General features: G+C 40.0%; 27 protein-coding genes and 1 pseudogene. 17 read left to right on the forward strand and 11 right to left on the reverse strand.

Features of this window, described 5'->3' with window-relative positions; all coding sequences use genetic code 11:
• Positions 1-22: 22 nt before the first annotated feature.
• The 8 genes from KX723_RS09245 to KX723_RS09280 all read left to right on the forward strand — a co-directional run bounded on the left by KX723_RS09245 (position 23) and on the right by KX723_RS09280 (position 6,473).
• Positions 23-1,321 carry an ABC transporter ATP-binding protein gene (locus tag KX723_RS09245; protein WP_218814046.1) on the forward strand — a complete coding sequence of 433 codons (1,299 nt, stop codon included), beginning with the start codon at positions 23-25 and terminating at the stop codon, positions 1,319-1,321.
• Between the two features lie 62 nt (positions 1,322-1,383).
• Positions 1,384-2,352 (forward strand): KpsF/GutQ family sugar-phosphate isomerase, encoded by a 969-nt coding sequence (locus KX723_RS09250; RefSeq protein WP_218814047.1) that lies wholly within the window; start codon positions 1,384-1,386, stop codon positions 2,350-2,352.
• Positions 2,353-2,511: 159 nt separating this feature from the next.
• Entirely contained in the window at positions 2,512-3,084 is a 573-nt protein-coding gene (gene lptC / locus KX723_RS09255; RefSeq protein ID WP_218814048.1) for an LPS export ABC transporter periplasmic protein LptC, read from the forward strand.
• A gap of 9 nt (positions 3,085-3,093) precedes the next feature.
• Entirely contained in the window at positions 3,094-3,627 is a 534-nt protein-coding gene (lptA, locus tag KX723_RS09260) for a lipopolysaccharide transport periplasmic protein LptA (RefSeq protein ID WP_218814049.1), read from the forward strand.
• The gene (lptB, locus tag KX723_RS09265; protein WP_218814050.1) at positions 3,624-4,352 is read left to right on the forward strand and encodes an LPS export ABC transporter ATP-binding protein; all 729 of its coding nucleotides are present in this window, start codon (positions 3,624-3,626) and stop codon (positions 4,350-4,352) included. The genes lptA and lptB overlap by 4 nt, the downstream gene beginning before the upstream one ends.
• A gap of 119 nt (positions 4,353-4,471) precedes the next feature.
• Positions 4,472-4,807 carry a ribosome hibernation-promoting factor, HPF/YfiA family gene (gene hpf / locus KX723_RS09270; RefSeq protein WP_218814051.1) on the forward strand — a complete coding sequence of 112 codons (336 nt, stop codon included), beginning with the start codon at positions 4,472-4,474 and terminating at the stop codon, positions 4,805-4,807.
• Between the two features lie 66 nt (positions 4,808-4,873).
• The gene (gene purB, locus KX723_RS09275; protein WP_218814052.1) at positions 4,874-6,241 is read left to right on the forward strand and encodes an adenylosuccinate lyase; all 1,368 of its coding nucleotides are present in this window, start codon (positions 4,874-4,876) and stop codon (positions 6,239-6,241) included.
• A gap of 61 nt (positions 6,242-6,302) precedes the next feature.
• Positions 6,303-6,473 (forward strand): hypothetical protein, encoded by a 171-nt coding sequence (locus KX723_RS09280; protein WP_218813291.1) that lies wholly within the window; start codon positions 6,303-6,305, stop codon positions 6,471-6,473.
• Between the two features lie 11 nt (positions 6,474-6,484).
• On the opposite strand, the gene KX723_RS09285 is transcribed toward KX723_RS09280, so the two are convergent.
• Positions 6,485-6,625, reverse strand: a complete 141-nt coding sequence (locus KX723_RS09285; RefSeq protein WP_218814053.1) for a hypothetical protein — start codon at positions 6,623-6,625, stop codon at positions 6,485-6,487.
• Positions 6,626-7,077: 452 nt separating this feature from the next.
• Between KX723_RS09285 and KX723_RS09290 the strand changes: the two genes are divergently transcribed.
• Positions 7,078-7,290: a hypothetical protein gene (locus KX723_RS09290; protein ID WP_218814054.1), complete on the forward strand. Its 213-nt coding sequence runs from the start codon at positions 7,078-7,080 to the stop codon at positions 7,288-7,290.
• A gap of 108 nt (positions 7,291-7,398) precedes the next feature.
• Here the strand turns inward: KX723_RS09290 and clpB are convergent, their stop codons facing one another.
• Positions 7,399-10,005, reverse strand: coding sequence for an ATP-dependent chaperone ClpB (gene clpB, locus KX723_RS09295; protein ID WP_218814055.1), 2,607 nt, complete (start codon positions 10,003-10,005; stop codon positions 7,399-7,401).
• Between the two features lie 325 nt (positions 10,006-10,330).
• On the opposite strand from clpB, the gene KX723_RS09300 reads away from it, so the two are divergent.
• Positions 10,331-11,290 carry a S49 family peptidase gene (locus tag KX723_RS09300; RefSeq protein WP_218814056.1) on the forward strand — a complete coding sequence of 320 codons (960 nt, stop codon included), beginning with the start codon at positions 10,331-10,333 and terminating at the stop codon, positions 11,288-11,290.
• 6 nt (positions 11,291-11,296) lie between these two features.
• On the forward strand, positions 11,297-11,689 hold the full coding sequence (locus KX723_RS09305; RefSeq protein WP_218814057.1) for a type IV pilin protein: 393 nt from the start codon (positions 11,297-11,299) through the stop codon (positions 11,687-11,689).
• Here the strand turns inward: KX723_RS09305 and ispH are convergent.
• From ispH to KX723_RS09340, 7 genes are all read right to left on the reverse strand, one after another.
• A complete protein-coding gene (gene ispH, locus KX723_RS09310; RefSeq protein WP_246562455.1) occupies positions 11,678-12,628 on the reverse strand; it encodes a 4-hydroxy-3-methylbut-2-enyl diphosphate reductase in 951 nt (316 codons plus the stop codon). The two genes, KX723_RS09305 and ispH, sit on opposite strands and share 12 nt — an antisense overlap.
• Entirely contained in the window at positions 12,625-13,044 is a 420-nt protein-coding gene (locus KX723_RS09315) for a response regulator (protein WP_218814058.1), read from the reverse strand. The genes ispH and KX723_RS09315 overlap by 4 nt, the downstream gene beginning before the upstream one ends.
• A 36-nt stretch (positions 13,045-13,080) precedes the next feature.
• Entirely contained in the window at positions 13,081-13,263 is a 183-nt protein-coding gene (locus KX723_RS09320) for a Sec-independent protein translocase family protein (protein ID WP_218814059.1), read from the reverse strand.
• A 50-nt stretch (positions 13,264-13,313) separates the two neighbouring features.
• A complete protein-coding gene (gene ubiB, locus KX723_RS09325; RefSeq protein WP_218814060.1) occupies positions 13,314-14,972 on the reverse strand; it encodes a ubiquinone biosynthesis regulatory protein kinase UbiB in 1,659 nt (552 codons plus the stop codon).
• On the reverse strand, positions 14,969-15,577 hold the full coding sequence (locus tag KX723_RS09330; RefSeq protein ID WP_218814061.1) for a ubiquinone biosynthesis accessory factor UbiJ: 609 nt from the start codon (positions 15,575-15,577) through the stop codon (positions 14,969-14,971). The genes ubiB and KX723_RS09330 overlap by 4 nt, the downstream gene beginning before the upstream one ends.
• Positions 15,577-16,353 carry a bifunctional demethylmenaquinone methyltransferase/2-methoxy-6-polyprenyl-1,4-benzoquinol methylase UbiE gene (gene ubiE / locus KX723_RS09335; RefSeq protein ID WP_218814062.1) on the reverse strand — a complete coding sequence of 259 codons (777 nt, stop codon included), beginning with the start codon at positions 16,351-16,353 and terminating at the stop codon, positions 15,577-15,579. Before ubiE ends, KX723_RS09330 begins: the two co-directional genes overlap by 1 nt.
• A 415-nt stretch (positions 16,354-16,768) precedes the next feature.
• Positions 16,769-16,921 carry a hypothetical protein gene (locus KX723_RS09340; RefSeq protein WP_218814063.1) on the reverse strand — a complete coding sequence of 51 codons (153 nt, stop codon included), beginning with the start codon at positions 16,919-16,921 and terminating at the stop codon, positions 16,769-16,771.
• Positions 16,922-17,165: 244 nt separating this feature from the next.
• On the opposite strand from KX723_RS09340, the gene KX723_RS09345 reads away from it, so the two are divergent.
• Entirely contained in the window at positions 17,166-17,399 is a 234-nt protein-coding gene (locus KX723_RS09345) for a hypothetical protein (protein ID WP_218814064.1), read from the forward strand.
• Positions 17,400-17,458: 59 nt separating this feature from the next.
• Here the strand turns inward: KX723_RS09345 and KX723_RS09350 are convergent, their stop codons facing one another.
• Both KX723_RS09350 and KX723_RS09355 read right to left on the reverse strand, forming a co-directional pair.
• Positions 17,459-18,226 carry a hypothetical protein gene (locus tag KX723_RS09350; protein WP_218814065.1) on the reverse strand — a complete coding sequence of 256 codons (768 nt, stop codon included), beginning with the start codon at positions 18,224-18,226 and terminating at the stop codon, positions 17,459-17,461.
• Between the two features lie 48 nt (positions 18,227-18,274).
• Positions 18,275-18,859, reverse strand: coding sequence for a hypothetical protein (locus tag KX723_RS09355; RefSeq protein ID WP_246562456.1), 585 nt, complete (start codon positions 18,857-18,859; stop codon positions 18,275-18,277).
• 146 nt (positions 18,860-19,005) lie between these two features.
• On the opposite strand from KX723_RS09355, the gene typA reads away from it, so the two are divergent.
• From typA to KX723_RS09695, 5 genes and pseudogenes are all read left to right on the forward strand, one after another.
• Positions 19,006-20,820: a translational GTPase TypA gene (typA, locus tag KX723_RS09360; protein WP_218814066.1), complete on the forward strand. Its 1,815-nt coding sequence runs from the start codon at positions 19,006-19,008 to the stop codon at positions 20,818-20,820.
• A 113-nt stretch (positions 20,821-20,933) separates the two neighbouring features.
• The gene (locus tag KX723_RS09365; RefSeq protein ID WP_218814067.1) at positions 20,934-21,434 is read left to right on the forward strand and encodes a superoxide dismutase family protein; all 501 of its coding nucleotides are present in this window, start codon (positions 20,934-20,936) and stop codon (positions 21,432-21,434) included.
• Between the two features lie 18 nt (positions 21,435-21,452).
• Positions 21,453-22,829 (forward strand): amidase, encoded by a 1,377-nt coding sequence (locus KX723_RS09370; RefSeq protein ID WP_218814068.1) that lies wholly within the window; start codon positions 21,453-21,455, stop codon positions 22,827-22,829.
• A 318-nt stretch (positions 22,830-23,147) separates the two neighbouring features.
• Positions 23,148-23,702 (forward strand): hypothetical protein, encoded by a 555-nt coding sequence (locus KX723_RS09375; protein ID WP_218814069.1) that lies wholly within the window; start codon positions 23,148-23,150, stop codon positions 23,700-23,702.
• 197 nt (positions 23,703-23,899) lie between these two features.
• Positions 23,900-24,603: pseudogene (locus KX723_RS09695) on the forward strand (IS256 family transposase).
• The last annotated feature ends 75 nt before the right edge of the window (positions 24,604-24,678 follow it).

Genomic DNA, 24,678 nt, shown 5'->3' on the forward strand with positions numbered 1-24,678 from the left:
GCGAGTGAATAGACTATAGATTATGCAAAAACAACCTATTTTTACCGTAAAAAACATTAGTAAGTCTTTTAAAAAGGCCGAACAACAAGAGTTGCTTGTCTTAGATAAGGTTAATTTTGAACTCTATGAAGGTGAAATTGTTGCATTGCTTGGAAAATCAGGCTCTGGAAAATCCACACTATTACGTATCATTGCAGGCCTATCGGAACCCAGCAGCGGCACAGTAACCTACCGTGATCAACCGGTACAAGGACCTGTGTTTGGCATGACGATGGTTTTTCAAAATTTTGCCCTTTTACCCTGGTTAACCGTTTTAGAAAATGTTGAACTCGGCTTAGAAGCTTTGGGCATTCCTCGTGATGAACGTAGAACCCGTGCACTAAAAGCTATCGATATTATAGGCTTAGATGGTTTTGAGTCCGCTTTTCCTAAAGAATTATCCGGTGGAATGCGTCAACGTGTGGGTTTTGCACGCGCACTCGTGGTTAATCCTGATATTTTATTAATGGACGAACCTTTTTCCGCCCTCGATGTGTTAACAGCGGAAAATCTTAAAAGCGATTTACTTGATCTCTGGGAAACTAAACAGACAGGCACGCGCGGTATTTTATTTGTTACACACAACATTGAAGAAGCCGTATTACTTGCGAATCGAATCATCGTTTTTGATAGTGATCCTGGCACTATTCGAGCAGAATTAAAGATTGATTTACTTTATCCACGTTCTGACAAAGATCCTGCCTTTAGAAAATTAGTGGATCAAATTTATTCCTTGATAACGCGTCAAATGGATGAACATAAAGAACAACTCCCACGTATTACTGATATAGGCTACCGTCTTCCAGATGCTGATATTTCTGAACTCAGCGGTTTACTTGAAACATTAGATGAAGCTGGCCACGAGGGACACATTGGTTTACCTGAGCTTTCTGAATCTTCGCATTTAAATATTGATGATTTATTTCCCTTAACAGAAGTATTAGATATTTTAGGTTTTGCTTATGTCAACAATGGTGAATTAATTCTAACCGATGCCGGCAAATTATTTGCAAACGCCGATATTTTAGAGCGTAAAAAAATATTTGCAGCACATCTATTACGTTATGTACCGTTGGCTAAGCATATTCGCCAAGTTTTAGAAGAACGCATTACCGCAGGTCAACGTGCATCCAAAGATCGCTTTTTAAATGAATTAGAAGATTTCTTGAGTGAAAAAGAAGCAGAACGTGTACTACGTACGGTTATTGATTGGGGGCGTTATGCTGAATTATTTGCCTATGCGAATAATACTCGCATGCTCAGCCTTGAAAATCCAAATTAATATACTCTTCGCAGCGGCGCCTTGCCGAAAATCCCATTGCTGTGAGTATAAAAGGTGAAAAAATGAATGACAAAAAATTCTCTGAATCAGCACGCGAGCTCATTAAAATCGAAGGACAAGCAGTTAATGACTTAGAAAAAAAAATAGATACCCACTTTGAGAAAGCGTGTGAGCTGCTTTTCAACTGCCAAGGACATATCATTGTCATCGGTATTGGTAAATCAGGTCATATAGGAAACAAAATTGCTGCCACACTTGCCAGCACAGGTAGCCCTGCTTTCTTCATCCACGCAGCTGAAGCTAATCATGGTGATCTGGGCATGATTAACGCCAAGGATGTGGTTTTAGCACTCTCCTATTCAGGAGAAACAGATGAGCTGATCAGTATATTACCCACCTTAAAATTATTAAAAATCCCCTTTATTCTCATAACAGGAAACCCTCAATCTACCTTAGCACAACAAGCCACCGTTTCTCTTGATATAGGCATTAAACAAGAGGCTTGTCCCCTAGGCTTAGCGCCGACTTCAAGCAGTACCACCATGTTGGTCATGGGCGATGCGCTAGCAATTTCATTGCTTAATGCGCGCGGATTTACTCACGAGGATTTTGCTAAGGTTCATCCTAAAGGTCGATTAGGACGGCGCTTATTGTTAAAAGTAGCGGATATTATGCAATCGGGCGCTGCAATCCCCCAAGTAAAATCAGGCACTCCCGTCATTGATGCCTTATTAGAAATATCACAAAAACGTCTTGGCATGACGACCGTCACTAAAAACGGACAGCTTTTAGGTATTTTTACGGATGGTGATCTAAGACGTACTATCGATCAAGGTTTAGATTTACACACCACCCTGATTGATAAAGTCATGAGCTCTGATTGCAAAACGATAGACGCCAATCAGCTTGCAACAGAAGCCTTACGGCTTATGGAAGATAACAAAATCACCACCTTAGTGATCGTTGACGACACAAAAAAACCCCTTGGTGTTATTCATATTCATGATATTCTGGCGAAAGGCATTAAATAGCAGCCACGGTTTTAGCTGAAAAATTGCTGTGAGTATACTCACAGCAATTGGATTTTTGGCAAGGCGCCGCGAAAATGAGCGACCGGAATGTATACAACATACATGAGGATTGCGAGTTGAGCGGCAATGCAGAAAAAAATTCAAGTGCGAAGAGTATATATGTTTTCCAAAACACTATTCATCCATCTTATCCTAATCGCAATGATTTTACTGGGTACTTGGTATACCTGGCAACAATTAACCCGTACCACCAACGCCTTTACCGAGCGACATCAACCCGACACCTATGCCACCCAAGTCACCATGTTTCATACGGATGCAGAAGGCAAGCTGCATGATCAATTAAAAACACCTCTATCCATTCACTATCCTCTAGACGATAGTATTTCTCTTGCAACGCCGTTATTCAATTTGTTTTTAAAAAACAACGAAACATGGGATCTTTCAGCTAAATATGGCAATCTAAAAGAAAGCAATGATCGCTTACAGCTTTGGGATAATGTAAAACTGATACAAAAAAAAGGTTCTAACACGAATATTTCATCCACCTTAACGACATCTACTTTAAACATTAATCTTAAGGAAAAAACGGCAGACACTGCTGCGCCTGTCGTCATCACACAAGCCAACCAAGTGCTTAATGCGGTAGGCTTACATGCCGATTTTAATACCAAAACTATTCAACTTTTATCCCAAGTCAAAGGACAACTCAAACCTACTAAAAGTAAGTGAGGTTTTAAAATGCAGGAACGCAATTACTTACGACGGGAAATTAATAAAAAATCTTGTTTAGTTTTAACGTTATTCGCTTTAGTTTTCATCTATCCCTACGCCTACGCAAATATTGACAACCAACAAGACATCAACGTTGAAGCCGATAGCTTACAATTTAATAATGAGACCAAAGTAGGTATATACCAAGGACATATCAAATTAACACAAGGGAGCCGCATCCTAACGGCCGACTATGCCACCAGTTATTCTAACCCAGCAGGGGAAATTCTTAAGATTATTGCCTCAGGCCATCCCGCGGTCTACCATGCCCTCGTCTTTCATAAACACCCTAAGTTGATTGCTACTGGAAACACTATCTATTATTATCCTTTAACAGACTACCTAGAGGCCGTAGGCAATGCGCAGATTATCCAAGGCCAAAACCATTTTCAAGGCCCGCAAATTAACTATGACTTTAAGAAAAAAACCGTAGCCTCGCCTTTATCAAAAGAAGGACATACCCAAATTACATTGGCGCCACTTCAAGCACTGCACTCATGAGTAATAAACTACAAGCCATCAACTTAGCAAAACGTTATCACGCCCGTGTTGTCGTTAAAAATGTCTCACTTGAAGTAGAACCCGGTGAAGTAGTCGGCTTATTGGGCCCCAATGGCGCAGGGAAAACAACCAGTTTTTATCTTATCGTTGGCTTAGTCGAAAGTGCACAAGGTACAATTTTACTCAATAATCGAAATATTACCCATCTACCTATGCATACCCGAGCAAAAGCCGGCATAGGCTATTTACCTCAAGAACCGTCTATATTTCGCAAATTAACGGTTGCCGATAATATTCTTGCTATTCTGCAATTACGCAAAGATCTCAGTAAAGAGCAACGTAAGCAGCATCTAGAAAATTTGCTGCATGAATTTCATATTACGCATGTACGCGATACCCTAGGTATCAGCCTATCCGGCGGTGAGCGGCGACGTGTAGAAATTGCACGTGCTTTGGCTATGGAACCTAAATTCATGTTATTAGACGAACCCTTTGCGGGCATTGACCCCATTTCTGTTGTAGACATTAAACGTATGATTACCCATCTTAGTCATCGAGGCATTGGTGTATTAATTACTGACCATAATGTTCGAGAAACCCTAACGATTTGTAAGCGGGCTTATATTGTCAGTGAAGGGGAGACGATCTATGCCGGCACACCCAAAGAAGTATTGAATAATCAACGCGTAAGGGAAGTTTATTTAGGCCACGAATTTGATCTCTAGATCAAAAAAGCCCCTGAGTTCCTTCTAGAGATACTCCCTACTTTAGCGGCCCAAGCTAAGATATACTAAGCTACTGAAAGTTATATTTTATAACACTTAAAATTATATAGGGGTTGTTAATGCAAATTACTATTACAGATGATGGCATCAAAGTAACGGATGCATTGAGACAGCACATAGATAAATTTAACCGCTTAGATCACATCCTCACGAAAGCAACGTCTATACATGTAACCCTAAGTGTAGAAAACTTAGAACAAGTCGCTAAAGCGCTAGTGCACGCACACGGCACAGAATTTTATGCGCGTGCCGAGTCTACAGATTTATATACAGCTATTGATGACTTGATTGATAAAATTGAACAGCAAGTCAATAAACACAAACAAAAACAAAAAGAAAAACGACACGATAGCTCAGAAAAATTCAATCAAGACTATACTGACGAAGAACTCTGATTAGAAAAATTGCTGTATATCTAAGCACAAAACTATATTTATACTCATTTTTTTATCGAGGCTATTGTGCAACTGACTTCTTTAACTGCAATATCTCCTATCGATGGGCGTTATCACGGCAAAGTAGCTGAATTACGCCCCTTATGTAGTGAATATGGTTTATTTCGCTTTAGAGTTTTGGTCGAAATTCGCTGGTTACAGGCCCTCGCAAACCATGGCCAGATTAAGGAAGTTGGGCCTTTTTCAGAAAAAACCAACAAACAACTCGACGCCATTATTAAAGAATTTGATGAGCATGAAGCACAACAGATTAAAAAATTCGAAGCAACCACAAATCATGATATCAAGGCCATTGAATATTATTTAAAAGAAAAAATAAAAAACAATTCCGAACTTAAAAACAGCAGTGAATTCATTCATTTTGCATGTACATCCGATGATATTAATAATCTTGCTTATGCTTTGATGCTTAAAGAAGCGGGTGAAAATTATCTACTCCCTTCTATTCAAACACTTATCACGCAACTAAAGAATTTAGCGCAAAACTATGCTGCCCATCCAATGCTTGCTCGTACCCATGGACAAGCCGCCGTACCAACGACCATGGGAAAAGAATTAGCCAATTTTGCGACTCGTTTAACGATACAGCTTGAACAGTTTTCTCAAGTTAAACTACGGGGCAAATTCAACGGTGCTATTGGAAACTATAACGCACACCGTATTGCCTATCCCGACATCAATTGGCCTGAAATTTCCAAACAATTTGTTGAAAGCTTAGGATTAACTTGGAGCCCTTATACCACGCAAATCGAATCACATGATTCCATTGCTAATTATTGCGATGCGCTTAAACACATCAATACTATTTTAATTAACCTATCTGCTGATATGTGGGGATATATTTCATTAGGTTATTTTAAACAAAAGGCTAAGGCTGAAGAAACGGGCTCTTCGACTATGCCGCATAAAATCAATCCCATTGATTTTGAAAATGCCGAAGGCAATCTTAGCCTTGCTAATAGTTTGTACCAACATTTTTCCAGCACTTTACCCATTTCGCGTTGGCAAAGAGATTTAAGAGACTCTACGTTGCTACGTAATTTAGGGGTTGCACTTGCACATAGTTTAATTGCCTATAAAAGCCTATTAAGCGGGTTGGAAAAAATTGAACTCGATACAACGAAATTAACGGAAGATCTAAATCAACATTGGGAAATTTTGTCAGAAGCGATCCAAACTGTTTTGAGAAGATATGGCAGCGAAATGCCTTACGAAAAATTAAAAGCATTAACGCGTGGCAAAAAAATCAACCAAGAATCTCTGCACCAATTCATTAATGGGCTTGATCTGTCTGAAAAAGTAAAACAACAATTATTGGCGCTAACACCTACAAATTATTTAGGCTATGCGATTGAATTAGCACAGCAACTCTAACTAAATTGAGTTACTCAAGGAGCCTTATGAGCATTAAATGTTCTAATAAGTTACTCGTTCGATGAGACAGGAAAGCATTGTGAAAGCAATGCGAAGTCGAAGAGCCCGCGATAGGCGTGCGTTGACGGGCGGAGCAGGAAACGCATCACGCCGTAAAGTCATTTGTGGGAGGCACGGGCATGAACTCCGAAGGAGTGAGTGCGTGCCGGACGCAGGACGTATCGCGGCCTAATTTCAGTCGCGTCATGCGAACGAATTTCGGGGACACGATGGCCGAAATTCTTCGGGAGCATAGCGACTCACTTGGCCTTCATTCGTTGGCTCAACCAAGAAGTTGAGCCTGTTCAGAAATTTCCTCTTAGTGACTTCAATAAGCTTAAACATGAATTGCGACCCTGTGATGTATTACTCATAGAAGGCCGTAAACGTATCAGCCGAATAATCAAACTGATTACTCAAACCTCGTAGTCACATTCAGCACTTTATATCGGTCGCTTGCATGATATTGAAGATAAAACCATGCAAGAAAAAGTGGCCCAATTTTATCAGGGTGATACTCAGGACCGGCTAGTTATTGAAAGCTTATTAGGAGAAGGCACCGTGGTTTCACCACTTAATAAATATGCAAGTGAACACATTCGCATTTGCCGTCCCAGAGGGATCCTTCATCAAGATGCTCAAAAAGTTATTAGCTACACTATCGAACACTTAGAGATACAATATGATTTCCGTCAGATTTTGGATCTAGGCAGATTTTTATTACCTTGGCCACTTTTACCACGAAAATGGCATTCCACACTATTCAATTACAAGCCAGGAAATAGCATAAAGGAAACTTGCTCTGCACTGCCACGGAAGCTTTTCAATCGGTTAATTTCCCCATCATGCCGCAGATAGAGCAAGATGGGGAAACATTAAAAATCTTAAAAGGAAACCCTCGTTTAATGACACCTAAAGATTTCGATTACCCACCTTATTTTGAAATTATTAAATATCCTATGTCTTTATCAAAAACAGAAATTTATCAAAACTGGCCTTGGGCATCTTAAATAAAAACCACCGTCATGGCGAGCGAATGAAATGAGCGTGCCCATCCAGTTTACTGCCCTGGATTGCTTCGCGCCTACGGCACTCGCAATGACAATGACCGAGTTTTTTTATTCTTTATTTTTCGGCTTAGTTTTACCTTTCGCATTGATGATCATTTCATCTTGTTTATAATCCACTTGTATTTTATCGCCCGCCACAAATTTTCCTGCAATAAGCGCACGTGCAATCGGATTTTCTAACTCTTGTTGAATAGCTCGCTTAAGGGGTCGTGCACCATAAACAGGATCATAACCAACAGCTGCAATATGATCGATCGCCGTTTCACTCACTTCTAGCTGTAAATCACGCTCCTTCAAACGCTGACGTAAGCGTTCCAATTGAATAGACGTAATCGTATGAATCTGTTTCTGTGTGAGTGAGTGAAATACCACCACTTCATCCACACGATTAATAAATTCCGGGCGAAAGTGCTGTGAAATAACCTCCATAATCGTGCTCTTCAACGTCGCATAATCCGCTTTAGGTGCTAATTCCTGTATCAATTGAGAACCCAAATTCGATGTCATGACAACCACGGTATTGCGAAAATCAACCGTACGTCCATGACCATCTGTTAAACGGCCATCTTCTAATACCTGCAGTAAAATATTAAATACATCCGCATGTGCCTTTTCAATCTCATCTAGTAATACAACCGAATAAGGTTTACGACGAACGGCTTCGGTTAAATAACCACCCTCTTCATAGCCCACATAACCAGGTGGCGCACCGATTAAACGCGAAACAGAATGCTTCTCCATAAACTCAGACATATCTAAGCGTACCATTGCATCATCTGAATCAAATAAAAATGACGCTAAGGCTTTACATACCTCGGTTTTACCAACTCCGGTCGGGCCAGAAAAAATAAAGGAACCAATAGGACGATTTGGATCCGATAATCCTGCACGAGAACGAAGAATTGCATTGGCTACCACAGCAATCGCTTCATCTTGACCAACAACGCGTTGATGCAATGCTTCTTCCATATGCAATAACTTTTCACGTTCGCCTTCCAGCATTTTAGAAACAGGAATACCCGTCCATTTAGAAACAATCTCAGCAATTTCTTTTTCAGTTACTTTATTCCGTACTAAATGTGTTTCCTGTTTTTCCATTTTATGAGCGGCTTGTAACTGTTTTTCTAAAGCAGGAATTTGGCCATATTGCAATTCCGACATTTTGTTTAAGTCACCTGAACGATGGGCTTTTTCTAATTCAAATTGTGCTTTTTCAAGATCACTCTTTATTTTCTGTTCACCTTGCAAAGTCGCTTTTTCAGCCTTCCATATTTCGTTTAAATCAGCATATTTTTTTTCAAGTTCGCTCACTTCTTTTTGTAAGTTCTGTAAACGTTTTTTAGAAGCCTCATCCGTCTCTTTTTTTAAAGCTTCACGTTCAATTTTCAATTGGATTAAACGTCTATCTAAACGATCTAACTCCTCAGGTTTAGAATCAATTTCAATACGAATACGACTGGCCGCTTCATCGATGAGATCGATGGCTTTATCGGGTAAATTTCTATCAGAAATGTAGCGATGTGATAAAGAGGCGGCTGCGAGAATAGCGGAGTCCGTAATTTCCACACCATGATGGATTTCGTAACGCTGCTTTAGACCGCGTAATATTGCCACCGTATCTTCAACGCTTGGCTCGTCAACCAATATTTTTTGAAATCGTCGCTCTAGCGCGGCATCTTTTTCAATGTAATTGCGATATTCATTTAATGTGGTTGCACCAATACAGTGTAATTGGCCACGTGCTAAAGCAGGTTTCAACATATTACCCGCATCCATCGCACCTTCTGCTTTTCCAGCACCGACCATGGTATGTAATTCATCAATAAATAAAATAATCTGCCCTTCTTGTTTAGCCAGATCATTCAGCACTGCTTTTAAACGTTCTTCAAATTCCCCACGGTATTTTGCACCTGCAATTAATGCACCCATATCCAGTGCTAATAAACGTTTGTTTTTTAATCCTTCTGGTACTTCATGATTAATTATTCGTTGTGCAAGCCCTTCAACAACCGCTGTTTTACCCACACCCGGTTCACCAATTAACACCGGGTTATTTTTTGTTCGTCTTTGTAATACTTGTATCGTTCGACGGATGACATCATCACGTCCTATCACCGGATCAAGCTTGCCCTGTGCGGCTTGCACCGTTAAATCGATAGTATATTTTTCTAATGCACCTCGTCGCCCTTCGGCTTCTGGATCACTAACACCTTCTCCACCACGAATCTCTTTAATTGACGCTTCAAGTGCAGCCTTTGATGCACCGGCTTTTCGCAATAAATCACCCAATATACTTTTATCATCAACCGCTGCTAATACAAATAATTCACTGGAGAGGTATTCATCTTTGCGTTGTTGTGCCAACTTATCGGTTACATTAAGCAAGCGCGTCAAATCATTAGATGGAAAAATTTCCCCAGGCTTTGCGGCTTGAACCGTTGGCAAACGATCGATAGCCTCATCCAGTTCTTTAGATAATTGACTTAAATTAACATTTGATTTAGTCAGCAATGGTCTTGCCGTTCCATTTTCCTGTGATAACAATGCCTTCATTAAGTGGATTGGTTCAATAAATGCATTATCACGCCCTACCGCCAGTGATTGGGATTCAGCGATAGCGGCCTGAAACTGACTGGTTAATTTATTAAGACTCATATTATCCTCTGCTGGTTTGCTGTCATAGCGATTTACTACTTGTTCTTAGACCTAATAGTTTAGTCCAATTAGAGAAAATCAAGTGTTTTGATGGTTTTATTAATGAAAATTAAAGCTTTTACCAGATATTGTAGCAAGACTTAGCATTAGAGAAAACTCGTATACCAAAGGATTACTCAACCCCTAGGTAAGCTATCTCAATACTATCTTATTTCCTCAGTGTGAAGACTCATTTTTAAGCAGCATGGATATATGGTGCAAAAAAAGGTTAAACTAAAATCGTTTTTCCGTACGCTAACACAACCTGAAAATCAGTAGAGGCTTTATGACAGAAGAAGCATCAGGCAATCCACAATGGGAACACAAAACCCTAGAAAAGTTACTGTTCAATACACTCAAAGAACAGCGTGCCAAGCGTCGTTGGAGCATTTTTTTTAAACTCTTATTTTTCACGCTTCTTGTCAGCTTTTTGGCAGCTTTATGGCTAAACCCAGGGAACTTACCCAACTCAACTAAATCAAAACCTCATATCAGCCTTATCGATGTACGAGGCATTATCAGTGATAGTGCACCCGCTAATGCGGATAATGTGATTGAAAGCCTAAAGAATGCCTTTGATGATAAAAACACACAAGCCATTGTCTTGCGCATCAACAGTCCTGGAGGAAGCCCCGTTCAAGCTTCACAAATTTACCAAGAAATCCGTTATTTACGTACTCAGCATCCAACCATCAAACTCTATGCCGTATGTGGCGATTTATGTGCTTCAGCGGCTTACTATATTGCTTCTGCTAGTGAGGATATCTATGCCGATCCTTCCAGCTTAGTTGGTTCGATTGGTGTACGCATGGATAGTTTCGGTTTTGTAGACACCATGAAAAAATTGGGTGTTGAACGACGTTTGATAACAGCCGGCGCTCATAAAGGCTTTTTAGATCCTTTTTCTCCGCAAAAACCGGATGAAAAACAAATTGCGGAACATATGATACAAGGTGTTTATCAACAATTTATTAATGCGGTTAAACAAGGCCGTGGAAGTCGCTTAAAAGAAAACCCCGAAATTTTCTCTGGTTTAGCATGGAATGGAGAAGAAGCCTTATCACTTGGACTGATTGATGGATTTGGCGATTTAAGTTCTGTTTCTCGCGATCTTATTAAAAATAAAAATATTGTAGATTACACAGTGAAACCTGGGTTACTAGAGCAACTCTCCGATCGCATGGGTGCTTCATTTGCAGCGAACGTAAGCACCAGCCTAGGGATTACGCCTAAAGGGCTTGATTAAGGAAGCATGTTAGGAAGAAGAGTGTGCGGGTTTAGTTTGTTTGAATTATTGATTACATTAAGCATCATTGGCATTTTAGCTAGCATTGCTTATCCCATTTATACACATGCCATTACCAAAACCCGTCGTACTGAAGCGAAAATTGCGTTAATCAATCTGGCAAATCAAATGGAAATCTATTATTTGGAAAATAATAATAGTTATGCCGATGCCAGCCTTAGCAAATTAGGCGTCAATGAAAAAACAGATAAAAACTTCTATCACTTATCTTTAAGTAGCACCAACAACAGCTATAAACTTGTAGCCACCGCAACGTTTACCGATCCGGAATGGCGCCGTTTATTACTCAATGAGTTAGGAGAAAAAACAAACCTTGGAAATTCACAATTATGCTGGTAGACGTAACTCACGCGGCAGAGCAAACGAAATATTTTCAACCTGACCATTCAGTTCGGATACTAGGCAGGTTTGCCAATTTGGAAGTGATTTTAAATATTTAATCACATCTTGTACTAAAACCTCAGGTGCAGAAGCACCCGCCGTAATACCAATTGAAAATTTTCCTATCAACCATTCCGATACAATATCCTGTGCAGAATCAATCAAATAAGCTGGTTTACCTAATCGCTGCACTAATTCTCTTAACCGATTTGAATTCGAACTATTGGCCGATCCTAAAACTAATACCACATCACATTGATCCGCCAACGCCTCAACGGCTTGTTGACGATTTTGTGTGGCGTAGCAAATATCTTCTTTCTTCGGCGCTGATATCTGCGGAAAACGTTCGCACAATACTTGAATAATAGCCTGTGTGTCATATACCGATAAAGTTGTTTGGGTAACATAAGCAAGCGACTGTGGATTTTTAATACGAAGAGAATCTATATCCTTTATATTTTCTATCAAATAGATACCACCCGCTGGATTATCATAATGCCCCAGCGTACCTTCAACTTCAGGATGACCAGCATGCCCAATTAAAATGCATTCTTGACCTAAGCGACTATAACGCGCGACCTCCATGTGAACCTTGGTCACTAAAGGACAAGTCGCATCAAATACGCGTAAACCACGTTCTCGCGCCCGTTCCTTCACCGACTGAGAAACACCATGTGCACTAAAAATCGCCGTAGACCCCGAAGGAATTTCTAGCACATCTTCAACAAAAATAACGCCTTGTTGCTGCAATTCGCTAACTACCGTCTTATTATGAACGACTTCATGGCGAACATAGATAGGTTGCCCAAATAAACTCAGTGCACGTTTGACAATTTCTATTGCGCGATCAACGCCCGCACAAAAACCTCGTGGATTCGTTAAAATAATTTGCATCATAAAGAGTCCTCTGGGGGGCTAAATTTTTGTATTTTTTTCACAATAGCTGATAATAACGGCTTAGAAATGGGCTTATAAAAAAAATCATATACCCCCTGGCGTAGCGCATCACATCTTTCTTCATGACTTGCTTCCCCTGTCAATAAAACAACCGGAATGTCTCTTAGTGATGCCTGCTTCATTTTAGCTAACAGTTCTAACCCATGTAGTTTAGGCATCACTCTATCAGCGAAGACCACAAAAAACGCATCGGGTGATTGTTGCAAGAAATCCCAAGCCTGTTGTCCATCTTGAGCGATGACACAAGAATAACCAGCATCTTCTAGATATTGGCTCATTACTCTTAGAACTAAAAGATCATCATCTACTAATAATATTTTTTTTAAATTTTTATTTTTATCAAAATTTTGTAACATAAATTTAAACACTATAAAAAGGGCTAAACTAAAAAATTAGCCCGCATCACTATCAAGTTTTCCAGACTTTAATTTTCTTAGTAACGATATATCTTCTTGAACACCTAAAGTTTTATTGCAGTTTTTTATAGCAACCGCTAAATCTTCTAGCATTAAACGTAAGCGTTTAGTGCCAAAAAGCGATATCGCAATTAAAAAAATAATAAGCAGTGATATCATGCTAATTCCATGTATGCTCATAAAATTCCCTACTTTTTAATATACGCTACTTATTCTCTACGAATAAACGCCACCAACAATAATCCTAAACCGCCTAAGCCCAATATTAATAAATTTCTAAAGGATAATAACTGGGGAAAATTACCCACCGCCAAACTCAACAACACCCAAGTAATGCACGCCACGCCAATCCCTATATTAATAGCAAAAAACCTTTTTTTCTTGATAGCGTAGCGATGCTTCTTTAGATCTTTATATAAATAATCATGTAACTCATTTCTTTCTTTACGCTTATCGAGTAGCGCTTGATAAACTAATTCGGGAATCTCCGGTAATTTTTCAGCCCAATAAGGCGCATATTCGCGTACTTTACGTAAAAAAGCGCGTGGGCCTAATTGTTTTTTAAGCCCACGCTCCAAAAAGGGCTTGGCGGTATTCCATAAATCCAAATCGGGATACAACTGACGGCCTAGCCCTTCAATATTAAAAAGTGTTTTCTGTAATAATATTAATTGCGGTTGCACTTCCATTTTAAAACGTCTAGCGGTTTGAAATAAGCGTAATAATAATTGGCCAAATGAGATTTCTTTTAAGGGTCTCTCGAAGATAGGTTCACATACCGTTCGAATAGCCGCTTCAAATTCATTAACTCGGGTATTCGGTGCAATCCAACCTGACTCCACGTGTAATTGTGCAACGCGTCGATAATCGCGCTTAAAAAATGCCAACAAATTTTCTGCAAGATAACGTTGGTCTTCTGGGCTTACGCTTCCCATAATTCCAAAGTCTACGCCTAAATATTGTGGATTATCTTTTTGTTTTGGTGAAACAAAAATATTTCCTGGGTGCATATCCGCATGAAAAAAACAATCGCGAAATACCTGAGTAAAAAATATTTCAACGCCCCGTTCCGCCAGCTTTTTTAAATTAATGCCTTGTTTTTTTAAAGCGGGTATATCGGAAATAGAAATACCGTAAATTCGTTCCATAACCAATACATTAGAGTGTGTATATTGCCAGTAGATTTCGGGAATATAGAGCAAATCTGAATGTAAAAAATTACGCCGAAGTTGCGAGGCGCTCGCTGCCTCACGTAATAAATCTAATTCGTCCTTTAAACAAGACTCAAACTCCGCAACCACTTCACTCGGCCTAAGCCGTTTAGCTTCTTTCCAATAACGCGTTGCTAAATTGGCAACGGCATATAATAAATCTACATCTTTAACAATACGTTTATTAATACCTGGACGTAAAACTTTGACAACTACCTCTTGACCCGTCAATAATTTTGCAGCATGAACTTGTGCAACAGAAGCAGAGGCTAGCGGTGTTGTATCAAACTCAGCAAATATTTCATTGATAGGCTTTCCACAAGCCGCTTCAATCATCGCCTTTGCCTGATCGCCAGAAAAAGGTGGAACGCGATCTTGTAATTTGGCAAGTTCATCTGCAATCTCTTCAGGAATGAAGTCTCGCCGCGTTGACAATGCCTGGCCAAATTTCACAAAAATAGGGCCTAAAGCCTCTAACGCTAAACGAATTCGCTCGCCTTGAGATCGTTTTCTATTACTAATACGATAGGGATTACAATAAATAAAGAAACGCACAGGACGAAATAAATGCAACGATAATACAAGCTCATCAAGACCATAACGAAATAAGGTGAAACTAATCTGGATTAACCGTATTAAGCGCGTTATTGATTTCATTCCTCACTTCCTTTGCAAACATGCAAACGATTTATTCGTGCTTCTAATCGCGCGACATCGTCTCGCAAATCATCAATCTCAGCAAAAAAAACTTGTAGTTCTTCATCTGGCACGAGGTAGTCCATTTCTGCTTGAACATAATCCGTTATATTTTGCCCAAGATCATCGATACTTTGTTTAGCCCATTGCGATAAGGATTTAAAAAACTGTGCTATCGGATAAGCGACTGTATCACCCACCACACGTGACAATTGCTCTTCCCAATCAATATCTAGATTTGAAAAAAGATCTTTAAATTGTTTAGCAAACTCCATATCGCCTGAAACTTGTATAGGCATTGCAGTCAAAGCCAATTCTTTTTTCATAAAAGCTAAACGCATAAAATCAAACACCGAACCTCGTAATACCAAATCAACTAATCCACTGTAATTTTTTGTCAAATAAATAGCGTCGGATTTAAAAAGCCAATAATGACTTAAGGCATTCAATTCCAACTTAACAACCTTACCCGATAGCTTGTTTAAAACCCTGCTCGATTCTGGATCAAGTTTTAAAAAGCGGTTAAGGATAACTTCTTGAGCTGCAAGCAAGGTACTCAATGGCATTAGAACTTCCACGCTCTATGCAGAGCAACAATGCCGCCACTCAAATTGTGATATTCACAGTGATCAAATCCCGCTTCAAGAATAAGTGACTTTAAACTTTCTTGATCCGGATGACGTCGAATAGATTCCACTAAATACTGATAACTCGCTGCATCATTGGCAATCCACTGCCCCAATTTAGGAAGAAAATCAAAAGAATAACGATCATATAGGATTTGCAAAAAGTTGAGTACCGGCTTGGAAAACTCCAGCACCAACAATCGCCCTCCAGGCTTAAGAATACGATACATAGACCGTAACGCAGCCAGTTTATCTGTCACATTGCGAAGCCCAAATGCAATGCTGAGACAATCAAAATAATCCTCGGCAAATGGCAACATTTCTGCATTCGCCTGAAGCACAGTTATATTTTCTATTAGCCCAGCATCAATGAGTCGCTCACGCCCTACCGCTAACATCGCTGCATTAATATCAAGTAAGGTTACCTTGCCCTTTTCACCTACGCGTTTTGCAAACGCTTTGCTTAAATCACCCGTACCCCCCGCTACATCCAGTACCTTATCACCCCTACGAATTTGGGCTAATTCCACCGTAAATTTTTTCCATAGGCGGTGCATCCCACACGACATCAAGTCATTCATGAGATCATATTTGGAGGCAACCGAATGGAAAACCGCTCCTACTTGTGCTGTTTTTTCAGCTAGCGGAATGGTTTTATAGCCAAAATCGGTTGTTGGCGACCCATTTAACGAGGTCTGTGAAGGCGAATCCAGCATAAATAGACTAACTATGAATCAATCATCCCATCTTACCAGCTACATTAGTTTGAGCAAGAACTTAAGGCGGGGGAGTGACTTTACACTTCTTCAGTGTTAGGCGTTTCGTATAGGGACCCCTCTTATGAAGAGTGCTATTGGCAAAGTATTACTTGTTATGTGAAGATATAAAGTCTTGTTTTCACAAAAAATCTGAGAGCTAGACCTTGAGTTCTAGTATAATATAATAACTTACGTTGCTTTATATTAAGATAATACAAGTGAGTCGCTATGCTCCCGAAGAATTTCGGCCATCGTGCCCCCGAAATTCGTTCGCATGACGCGACTGAAATTAGGCCGCGATACGTCCTGCGTCCGGCACGCACTCACTCCTTCGGAGTTCATGCCCGTGCCTCCCACAAATGACTTTACGGCGTTATGCGTTTCCTGCTTCGCCCGTCAACGCACGCCTATCGCGGGCTCTTCGACTTCGCATTGCTTTCACAATGCTTTCCTGTCTCATCGAACGCGAAAGACTACTTAACCAAGGTTCAGAGCAAGCATCAGAACTTCTAAATACATTTAACAAAATTCATTCTATTAAGATTGAAGGGCGTTTAGTTTTTCATATACCCGTAGATAATAAACTTAAAGATATTTCTTGTAACACTCAAAGAGCTCTAAAAAATTTTGATAATCGACAATTGAAAGGGCTTTATAACTACCTTGCCACTTCAAATAGCACACTTACAAAAACTATGCAAACACTCATAGATCTTGACTCCATTATAAACCAAGCAGATAAAGACATATATCAAATCGGGGCGAATATAATGGATATGGAAACTAAAGAAGCCTCTATCGCTGAAGAAATCCATAACGTTATTTCTGCAATAAAAACCTTTATCAAAAGAATAGTTGACTTTCTAGTACCCACAGTTAGCAATATTGGTGGCAAGAACCCCGGTTTAAGTGAAACTAATAGCCTCTCGTTCTTTCCAAGAAACGACAGTGAAGATGACACTGCAACGCCATCTCATCGTTCACCCACATTAAACACCGCTTAAAAATTCTTATGTGCACAACACTACTCCCAAGGATATTCTTGGGAGTAGTGCATCACACTTTAACTGTTTAGGACTTTTTCAGGGGTACTATTTAAAAACTGGGGTAAATTTGTGGGTTGTACAGAGGTAGTATTGCTAGGGGGCTTAAAAAAAGTAGAAATTGGAACCACTGTATGCGTCGCCATCCTAAAAATAGCCTTTAAAAAGTCAACCAACTTTTGTAAAAAACTTCGCTGATCTACTATTTTTCTAAAATAAGGATCCGGACAATCTAGTGTGGATTGTAAAATAACCAGCCTCGGTATCCATACTCGATTCTTTTCAATCACTTCCAGCTTAAATTGTGTTTTTCCATGAACAAAATAGTCATGTGTCCCCGGCTTAATAATTGGGACAGCTTCGCTATTAGTAAGCTTTCTTAAAAAAAACTCGTCTTCGATATATAAGTCCTTATCTCTTAAATAAATCTTTAATTTGCTCTCTACGCCTTGATTATCTAACACATAACCTGCGTTATCCAGCGGATGCATTATAGAAAATGCGCCAACACCGAAAATACCATTAGTATGCAAATAAAGTCTTAAAAATTCTTGGTAGTGTCGTTGTCGCACTATATTTGAAGTACCTTTTAAAACTTCATCGCAAGCTGTTTTAAATATTAATTCATTTCCTAGCTCACCCATCCCTGCTGTTATAGTGTTAATATCTTTACCATTAAAGAGAATAGACGCTCTTTTTATATCCATAATAGAGCGCTCTCTGTCAGCAGATGATGGTAATTTTTCTACCAACAACGTCTTTAGTGCTCTATGATTTTTTATAGCCATGATCATTTATATCCTTATAATCGATACTGAAGAGATAATTACATCTCTTTAATTCTTATTAGAAATCCCACGAATAATTAAACCCGAGGTGCGTCGCTTCAGCACAGCCAAAGCATGTTGGCTTTTAACATCGGTCCACAATTCAAAAGCCTGCAAAGGTGATAACTCGTTCATAGGATCACTTAGCCCACGAATCGCGTGCAAAACTTCCATGAGACTAATAAAACCACAACTTAATGAATGATAAAGTGTAGCAGATCGCTTCTTAGATAAGCTAGCTACTTGTACATAAGCCGTTCGACCTAATTCAATAAAATATTTAATTTTTACATGTCTTTTTTCGGCCTGTTCAGGAAAAAATCCAGCAAACAATAAACATTTATCACCCACTTCACGCAAACAATCACGTTGATAGACGGGACTTTTTTCTAAACCCGATAAAAACTCGGTGGCTAAAATACAATTGGCGATATCTGGCCGTTGATTAAAACGACCTAACAAAAAAACCAAATAACTCTCAAGCTCTTTGTCTAAGGTCAAGTGACTCATCAGTTCAGCATCCTTGACCAAGGCTTGCCATTGTGCCATTGTGCTCGAATGCAATAAAAGCGAGCCCATAGCTAATTCCCCCACAGATAAGTACCCTTATTTTCAGTGTAGAACACCCTAGCGGAAATGGGCGACTTTGCGTTATGATGCACCCTTTTTGAACACACTTTCTGGACTTGAGCGGAAACCCAATTTTTGCAGCCCAGCTATAACCTATCTTTAAAATTATCATGATCGAAAAAATACGTAATATCGCCATCATCGCCCACGTTGACCACGGGAAAACCACCCTCGTCGATAAACTGTTACAACAGTCGGGTACCTTCTCAAGCCGTGCCGCCGTCGTTGAACGGGTCATGGATAGTAATGACCTAGAGCGTGAGCGAGGTATTACCATTCTTGCTAAAAATACCTCTATAGAATGGCATGGCTATCGTATCAATATTGTCGATACCCCTGGCCATGCTGACTTTGGTGGTGAAGTAGAACGTATTTTATCGATGGTGGATTCGGTCCTTTTATTGGTTGATGCGGTTGATGGCCCCATGCCACAAACTCGCTTTGTCACACAAAAAGCGTTTGCCAAAGGCCTTAAGCCAATTGTAGTGGTCAATAAGGTCGATAGACCCAGCGCCCGCCCTGATTGGGTCATTAATCAAGTTTTTGATCTTTTCGACCGTCTAGGCGCTACCGAAGAACAATTAGACTTCCCTATTGTCTATGCCTCTGCTTTGCAAGGCTATGCAACACTAGACCTCAATAAGCCTAGTAGCGACCTCACCCCCCTATTTGAAACGATTGTTGAGAAAGTAGCGCCGCCGAATGTAGACCCGCAGGGCGCCTTCCAAATGCAAATCATCACCTTAGATTATTCACGCTATGTGGGCACCATTGGCATTGGCCGTATTCAAAGAGGCACCGCAAAAGCGAATATGCCTGTCACATTAATCGACAGCGAAGGAAAAACACGCCCTGCTCGTATCTTGCAAGTATTAGGTTATCGTGGTTTAGAACGTGTTGAAGTCGATCAAGCTGAGGCGGGTGATATTGTTGCTGCCACAGGGATAGATAAGCTAAACATTTCGGATACCTTATGCGATCCGAATCAGGTAGAAGCGCTACCCGCATTAACGGTAGACGAGCCTACCATGAGCATGACGTTCCAAGTTAATAACTCGCCTTTTGCCGGTCAAGACGGAAAATTTGTTACCAGCCGTCAGATACGCGAACGACTAGACAAAGAATTACTGCATAATGTGGCGCTACGCGTTGATAATACAGACGATCCCAATCGCTTCCGTGTATCTGGCCGTGGTGAATTGCATTTATCCATTTTAATCGAAACGATGCGACGAGAAGGCTATGAATTAGGTGTTTCGCGTCCTGAAGTAATTCTAAAAGAAATCGATGGCGAATTAAAAGAACCCTATGAAAATTTGACGGTTGATGTGGAAGAGCAACATCAAGGCACTATCATGGAAAAATTGGGAAGCCGTCGTGGTGATTTACTCGATATGATTCCAGACGGAAAAGGACGTGTGCGTCTTGATTATAGAATACCAACTCGCGCCTTAATCGGTTTTCGTACCGAATTTTTAACGGCAACATCGGGCCTTGGTTTAATGCACCATGTTTTTGATCATTATGGCCCCGCTAAAAAAGGTGCCCTAGGAAAACGTGCCAATGGCGTTATGATTTCTAATCTGCTTGGTAAAGCAACAGGGTTTTCCTTATTTCATTTACAAGAGCGTGGCAAATTATTAATAGGGCCACAAACCGATGTCTATGAAGGCATGATTGTCGGTATTCATGCGCGCGATAATGATTTAGTAGTTAACGTAGTTAAAGGGAAGCAATTAACCAATGTTCGTGCGTCTGGATCAGATGAAGCCCTTACTTTAACCCCTCATATCGCGTTTTCTTTAGAACAAGCCTTGGAATTTCTAGATGATGATGAATTACTAGAAGTTACACCACATCATTTACGTCTGCGTAAAAAGTTTTTAAAAGAACATGAACGTAAGCGCTCTGGACGTGAAGGTTAATTAACAAGTTTAGTCCCTCGTGTTGCAGAAACGAGGGCGCCACAACTAAAATTTAGACTAAAAATAGAGTCCTAAAGTAATGCTATACTTCGTACTTTAATGGAGGACTAACTATGTTTAAGACTATAAAATATAGTGTGTGTGCTATTAGTTTTTTGCTAACGACATCCGCTCTCGCCGACGTCACTATTCCCATGAATCTCACTGCAGAACAAGGACTAGGGAAATCTATTGGTAATATTATCGCCCAACAAACCCCGAAAGGCGTATTACTAACACCCCATTTACATAGTTTATCTCCAGGCGCGCACGGCTTTCTTATACACCAAAACCCCTCTTGTCTAGCTAACGGCATGGCGGCGGGAGATCATTTAGATCCGCAGCATACTAATCATCATTTAGGACCTTATGAAAAAGGCCATTTGAGTGATCGACCTTTTTTACAAGCCGATAAAAACGGCAATGTCACTGCGCCTATCCTTGCTCCACGTTTACGCTTAGAGGATTTAAAAAATCACTCTTTAGTCATTCACAAAGGTGGCGATAATTATTCTGATAGTCCCCAACCCTTAGGCGGTGGCGACGGACGAATTGCCTGTGGCGTTATAAATTAACAAAAATTATGCGGTTGTATGAGCGCTGAAATATATTTTGCTTCTGCAAAGCAATTAGTCACTAGAATTAAACAAAAACAAATTTCCTGTACAGAGCTCATACAAGTTTATTTAGATCGTTTAACGGATATAAACCCTAAGCTCAATGCGCTTGTTCAAACGTTATCGCCTGAAAAAGCACTACAACAAGCGCGTTATGCCGATGAAAAATTGGCGAAAAATCAAGCCATAGGCCCATTACACGGCTTACCTATTAGCATTAAAGATTGCTGTAAAGTTAAAGACTTTATTATCACAAAAGGCAGTATGGGATTCCATTTTCTGCCGACTGAAGATGCAACTGTCGTGGATAGATTAAAAACCGCCGGTGCTATTGTGATCGGCATTAGCAATGTCCCTGAATTTAATATTGCCTACGAAACTGATAATGATCGCTACGGTAAAACATTCAATCCTTATGATCTTACACGCACACCCGGTGGAAGTAGTGGCGGAGAAGCCGCGATTATAGCGGCGGGTGGATCAACGTTTGGTTTAGGAACTGATGCGGGAGGAAGTGTTCGCCAACCTGCGCACAACACAGGGATTGCCAGTCTAAAACCAACTCACGGATTACTACCCAATACCGGAAAGCTTCCTTATGATGGAGGTCTATTAAACTCATTAACAACATATGGTCCAATGGCACGTTTTGTTGATGATCTTATCTTAACCCTACCTGTTTTAGCAGGATCTGACCGTTATAAAAATACGACTCGTATTAATTTTAAATCACTGCGCATTGCCTTTTATATGGATAATGCCATCGTCAAACCCGATGAAGATACGCTGCGAACTATTAAAGCGGTAGTAAATAGTTTGCAGACTGAAGTAGCGCAGCTCGAGGAGCATTGTCCCCCTCATTTACCGGAGCTTTACTCCCTGATTAGTGAAACTTTCTTTTTAAAAGGTGATAAAGGGCTGGGGATAAAAATGCTACTCAATCAGCTTAGCGTAAAAAACCCCTCTTCCTTAGTGAAGGAATTTCTTGCTATCGCACGTCGCTGTGAATTTTCGACTACAGAATTAAATCAACGTTTACGCCGCCTTGAACAACTACGATTGGTATTAGAAAAGTTTTTTACAGACTATGACCTTATCATTTGTCCTGTCGCTGCTACGCCTGCAAAACAACATGGGCGCTCTTTTATTGAAGGTCGTGACTTTAGTTATTTAAGTATTTATAACTTTACCGGTTGGCCTACTGCTACCGTACGTTGCGGTACTTCTTTGGAAGGATTGCCGATAGGTATACAAATCAGTGCTAAACCTTGGCAAGATATGACCGCCTTAGGTCTAGCAAAAAAATTAGAAACTTTATTAGGCGGTTGGCAAGCACCGCCTTTGTTTCCCTAAAAAGATAGAATTAGTCGTTCCAGGATAACTCCTAGCCCTCATGGTAAAGCTAGAATGAAGATAACCGTTCACGGAGATTAATGACAAAGCGCACTATTTTAAAAAATAGATATGGGGCGGTCAACACACCAGTACTAGCTACTTCTTTTTAGTTTAATACCCTATCTTGCAGCTGAAAATTGTAATCAAAAATTATACAATCAGAGAGCATACTGTTAGGCCTCGAAAAAATTAGAGGAGCTAAAAAGTCTAGCTATACAGACAGGGAACGCTTTAGTAAAAGCTGCATGGAAGAAAAAAACAATAGGGAGAACTATTATGAAACATACCAAAAATGAGAAAAGCTGGAAGACCAGGAAGGGATCATACTTGTGTCTAACGATCGTGCTTGCGACTGTTCTTATGGCAAGTGCGAAAGCAGAAGACTTTGTTAATCAAGAAGAGCAAGAAAATTACTGGGAGTGTGAAAACGTATGTGCAGAACAGGAAAGGCAGGAACAAGATGCGGGCATAAAGTCAGCAGATCTTATAGCAAATTTCGTTAACTGTCGAAAAGCGTGCTATACACAAGCATGCCCTATACCTAGTAGCATCATTCCAACGGAATGTAGTGAGGGATATTATAAAGAAGGTCGTTATGATCTTGGTGATCCTAGGGTGCTTAGTGACGCGTGGGGGTATCCTTGCTTTTACCGTGAAAATGCAGATCAATATGCTGGTAGGGGAAATTGGAAAAACGGTGAGCGGAGATTTACTCCTGATATGTATAAAAATAGCCCAATAAACTTTATATATGCCAAGGGTGAAGGCCGCCAAAAAGTCTGTCTTTATACTAAGCAAGGTGTGGGCGAGATTTTTCTAAAACAACATTGAACTTCCACAAAGGGTGAATTTAGATAGAATCAAGCCTGTAAATAAAGTAGAACGAGCCATGGATGCAGAGCAAGAGGAGTATCTTGGCTATGAAAAACATGCGTTAGAAGGCAAGAATACGGGAAAAGCTAACTTAAGCCGTTATTGATGAGGTTAATATTTGGCAGAATCGTCCCTTAGAAACGGTCTATCCCATCCTGTACTTAGATTGTATCGTTATTAAATGCCATCAAGATAAACGCGTCATCAATAAATCCATTTATTTGGCATTAGCCATTAATACGGATGGAAAAAAGGAATTACTCGGTTTGTGGATAGCCGAAACCAAAAATTTAGCTCGGTATTAACCGAATTAAATCATCGTGGCGTTAAGGATATTTTTATTGCTTGGGTTGATGGATTAAGCGGATTTCCAGAGGCGATAAATGCGGTATTCCCAAAAACTAAGATTCAGCTATGCATAGTGCATCTGATTCGTTATTTCTTAGCTATGTACCGCATAAGGACATGAAAGCCGTGGTAGCGGACCTTAAGCTTATTTACCGTGCTATTTCTATAGAACCAGCGGAAGAAGCGCTGCTGATGTTCAGTGAAAAGTGGATAAAAAATACCCCTCATTAGCCGTACCTGGCATAAAAACTGGAGTAATATTGTGACCTTATTTGATTATCCTGACGACATACGGAAAATTATTTATACCACCAATGCCATTGAATCACTCAATAGTGTGATTAGAAAATCGATTAATAATCGTAAAATTTTTCCTAATGACCAATCGGCATTAAAGGTAGTATATTTGGCTGTACAGAAGGCATCGCAAACGTGGACTATGGCTTTACATGAATCGCACTTAACGCTGTCTTTTTTTTTAACTTCAAAAACGATCAGTAATTTTAATTAAATACATCCCGGCTTTGCAACCTATACAATTACCCTACCAACTAGAAAGTTGGCTTGACGTTTTTCTGGTTCATGT

Origin of the sequence: Rickettsiella endosymbiont of Dermanyssus gallinae (genome assembly GCF_019285595.1) — a bacterium.
GTDB lineage: Bacteria > Pseudomonadota > Gammaproteobacteria > Diplorickettsiales > Diplorickettsiaceae > Rickettsiella_B.

Bases quoted from the DNA above. Each gene is read 5' to 3' on its own strand.
- KX723_RS09245 (WP_218814046.1), top strand. From the start codon at position 23: ATGCAAAAACAACCTATTTTTACCGTAAAAAACATTAGTAAGTCTTTT.
- KX723_RS09250 (WP_218814047.1), top strand. From the start codon at position 1,384: ATGAATGACAAAAAATTCTCTGAATCAGCACGCGAGCTCATTAAAATC.
- lptC (WP_218814048.1), top strand. From the start codon at position 2,512: ATGTTTTCCAAAACACTATTCATCCATCTTATCCTAATCGCAATGATT.
- lptA (WP_218814049.1), top strand. From the start codon at position 3,094: ATGCAGGAACGCAATTACTTACGACGGGAAATTAATAAAAAATCTTGT.
- lptB (WP_218814050.1), top strand. From the start codon at position 3,624: ATGAGTAATAAACTACAAGCCATCAACTTAGCAAAACGTTATCACGCC.
- hpf (WP_218814051.1), top strand. From the start codon at position 4,472: ATGCAAATTACTATTACAGATGATGGCATCAAAGTAACGGATGCATTG.
- KX723_RS09280 (WP_218813291.1), top strand. From the start codon at position 6,303: ATGAGACAGGAAAGCATTGTGAAAGCAATGCGAAGTCGAAGAGCCCGC.
- KX723_RS09285 (WP_218814053.1), bottom strand. From the start codon at position 6,625: ATGTTTAAGCTTATTGAAGTCACTAAGAGGAAATTTCTGAACAGGCTC.
- clpB (WP_218814055.1), bottom strand. From the start codon at position 10,005: ATGAGTCTTAATAAATTAACCAGTCAGTTTCAGGCCGCTATCGCTGAA.
- KX723_RS09300 (WP_218814056.1), top strand. From the start codon at position 10,331: ATGACAGAAGAAGCATCAGGCAATCCACAATGGGAACACAAAACCCTA.
- KX723_RS09305 (WP_218814057.1), top strand. From the start codon at position 11,297: ATGTTAGGAAGAAGAGTGTGCGGGTTTAGTTTGTTTGAATTATTGATT.
- ispH (WP_246562455.1), bottom strand. From the start codon at position 12,628: ATGATGCAAATTATTTTAACGAATCCACGAGGTTTTTGTGCGGGCGTT.
- KX723_RS09315 (WP_218814058.1), bottom strand. From the start codon at position 13,044: ATGTTACAAAATTTTGATAAAAATAAAAATTTAAAAAAAATATTATTA.
- KX723_RS09320 (WP_218814059.1), bottom strand. From the start codon at position 13,263: ATGATATCACTGCTTATTATTTTTTTAATTGCGATATCGCTTTTTGGC.
- ubiB (WP_218814060.1), bottom strand. From the start codon at position 14,972: ATGAAATCAATAACGCGCTTAATACGGTTAATCCAGATTAGTTTCACC.
- KX723_RS09330 (WP_218814061.1), bottom strand. From the start codon at position 15,577: ATGCCATTGAGTACCTTGCTTGCAGCTCAAGAAGTTATCCTTAACCGC.
- ubiE (WP_218814062.1), bottom strand. From the start codon at position 16,353: ATGCTGGATTCGCCTTCACAGACCTCGTTAAATGGGTCGCCAACAACC.
- KX723_RS09345 (WP_218814064.1), top strand. From the start codon at position 17,166: ATGGATATGGAAACTAAAGAAGCCTCTATCGCTGAAGAAATCCATAAC.
- KX723_RS09350 (WP_218814065.1), bottom strand. From the start codon at position 18,226: ATGGCTATAAAAAATCATAGAGCACTAAAGACGTTGTTGGTAGAAAAA.
- typA (WP_218814066.1), top strand. From the start codon at position 19,006: ATGATCGAAAAAATACGTAATATCGCCATCATCGCCCACGTTGACCAC.
- KX723_RS09365 (WP_218814067.1), top strand. From the start codon at position 20,934: ATGTTTAAGACTATAAAATATAGTGTGTGTGCTATTAGTTTTTTGCTA.
- KX723_RS09370 (WP_218814068.1), top strand. From the start codon at position 21,453: ATGAGCGCTGAAATATATTTTGCTTCTGCAAAGCAATTAGTCACTAGA.
- KX723_RS09375 (WP_218814069.1), top strand. From the start codon at position 23,148: ATGAAACATACCAAAAATGAGAAAAGCTGGAAGACCAGGAAGGGATCA.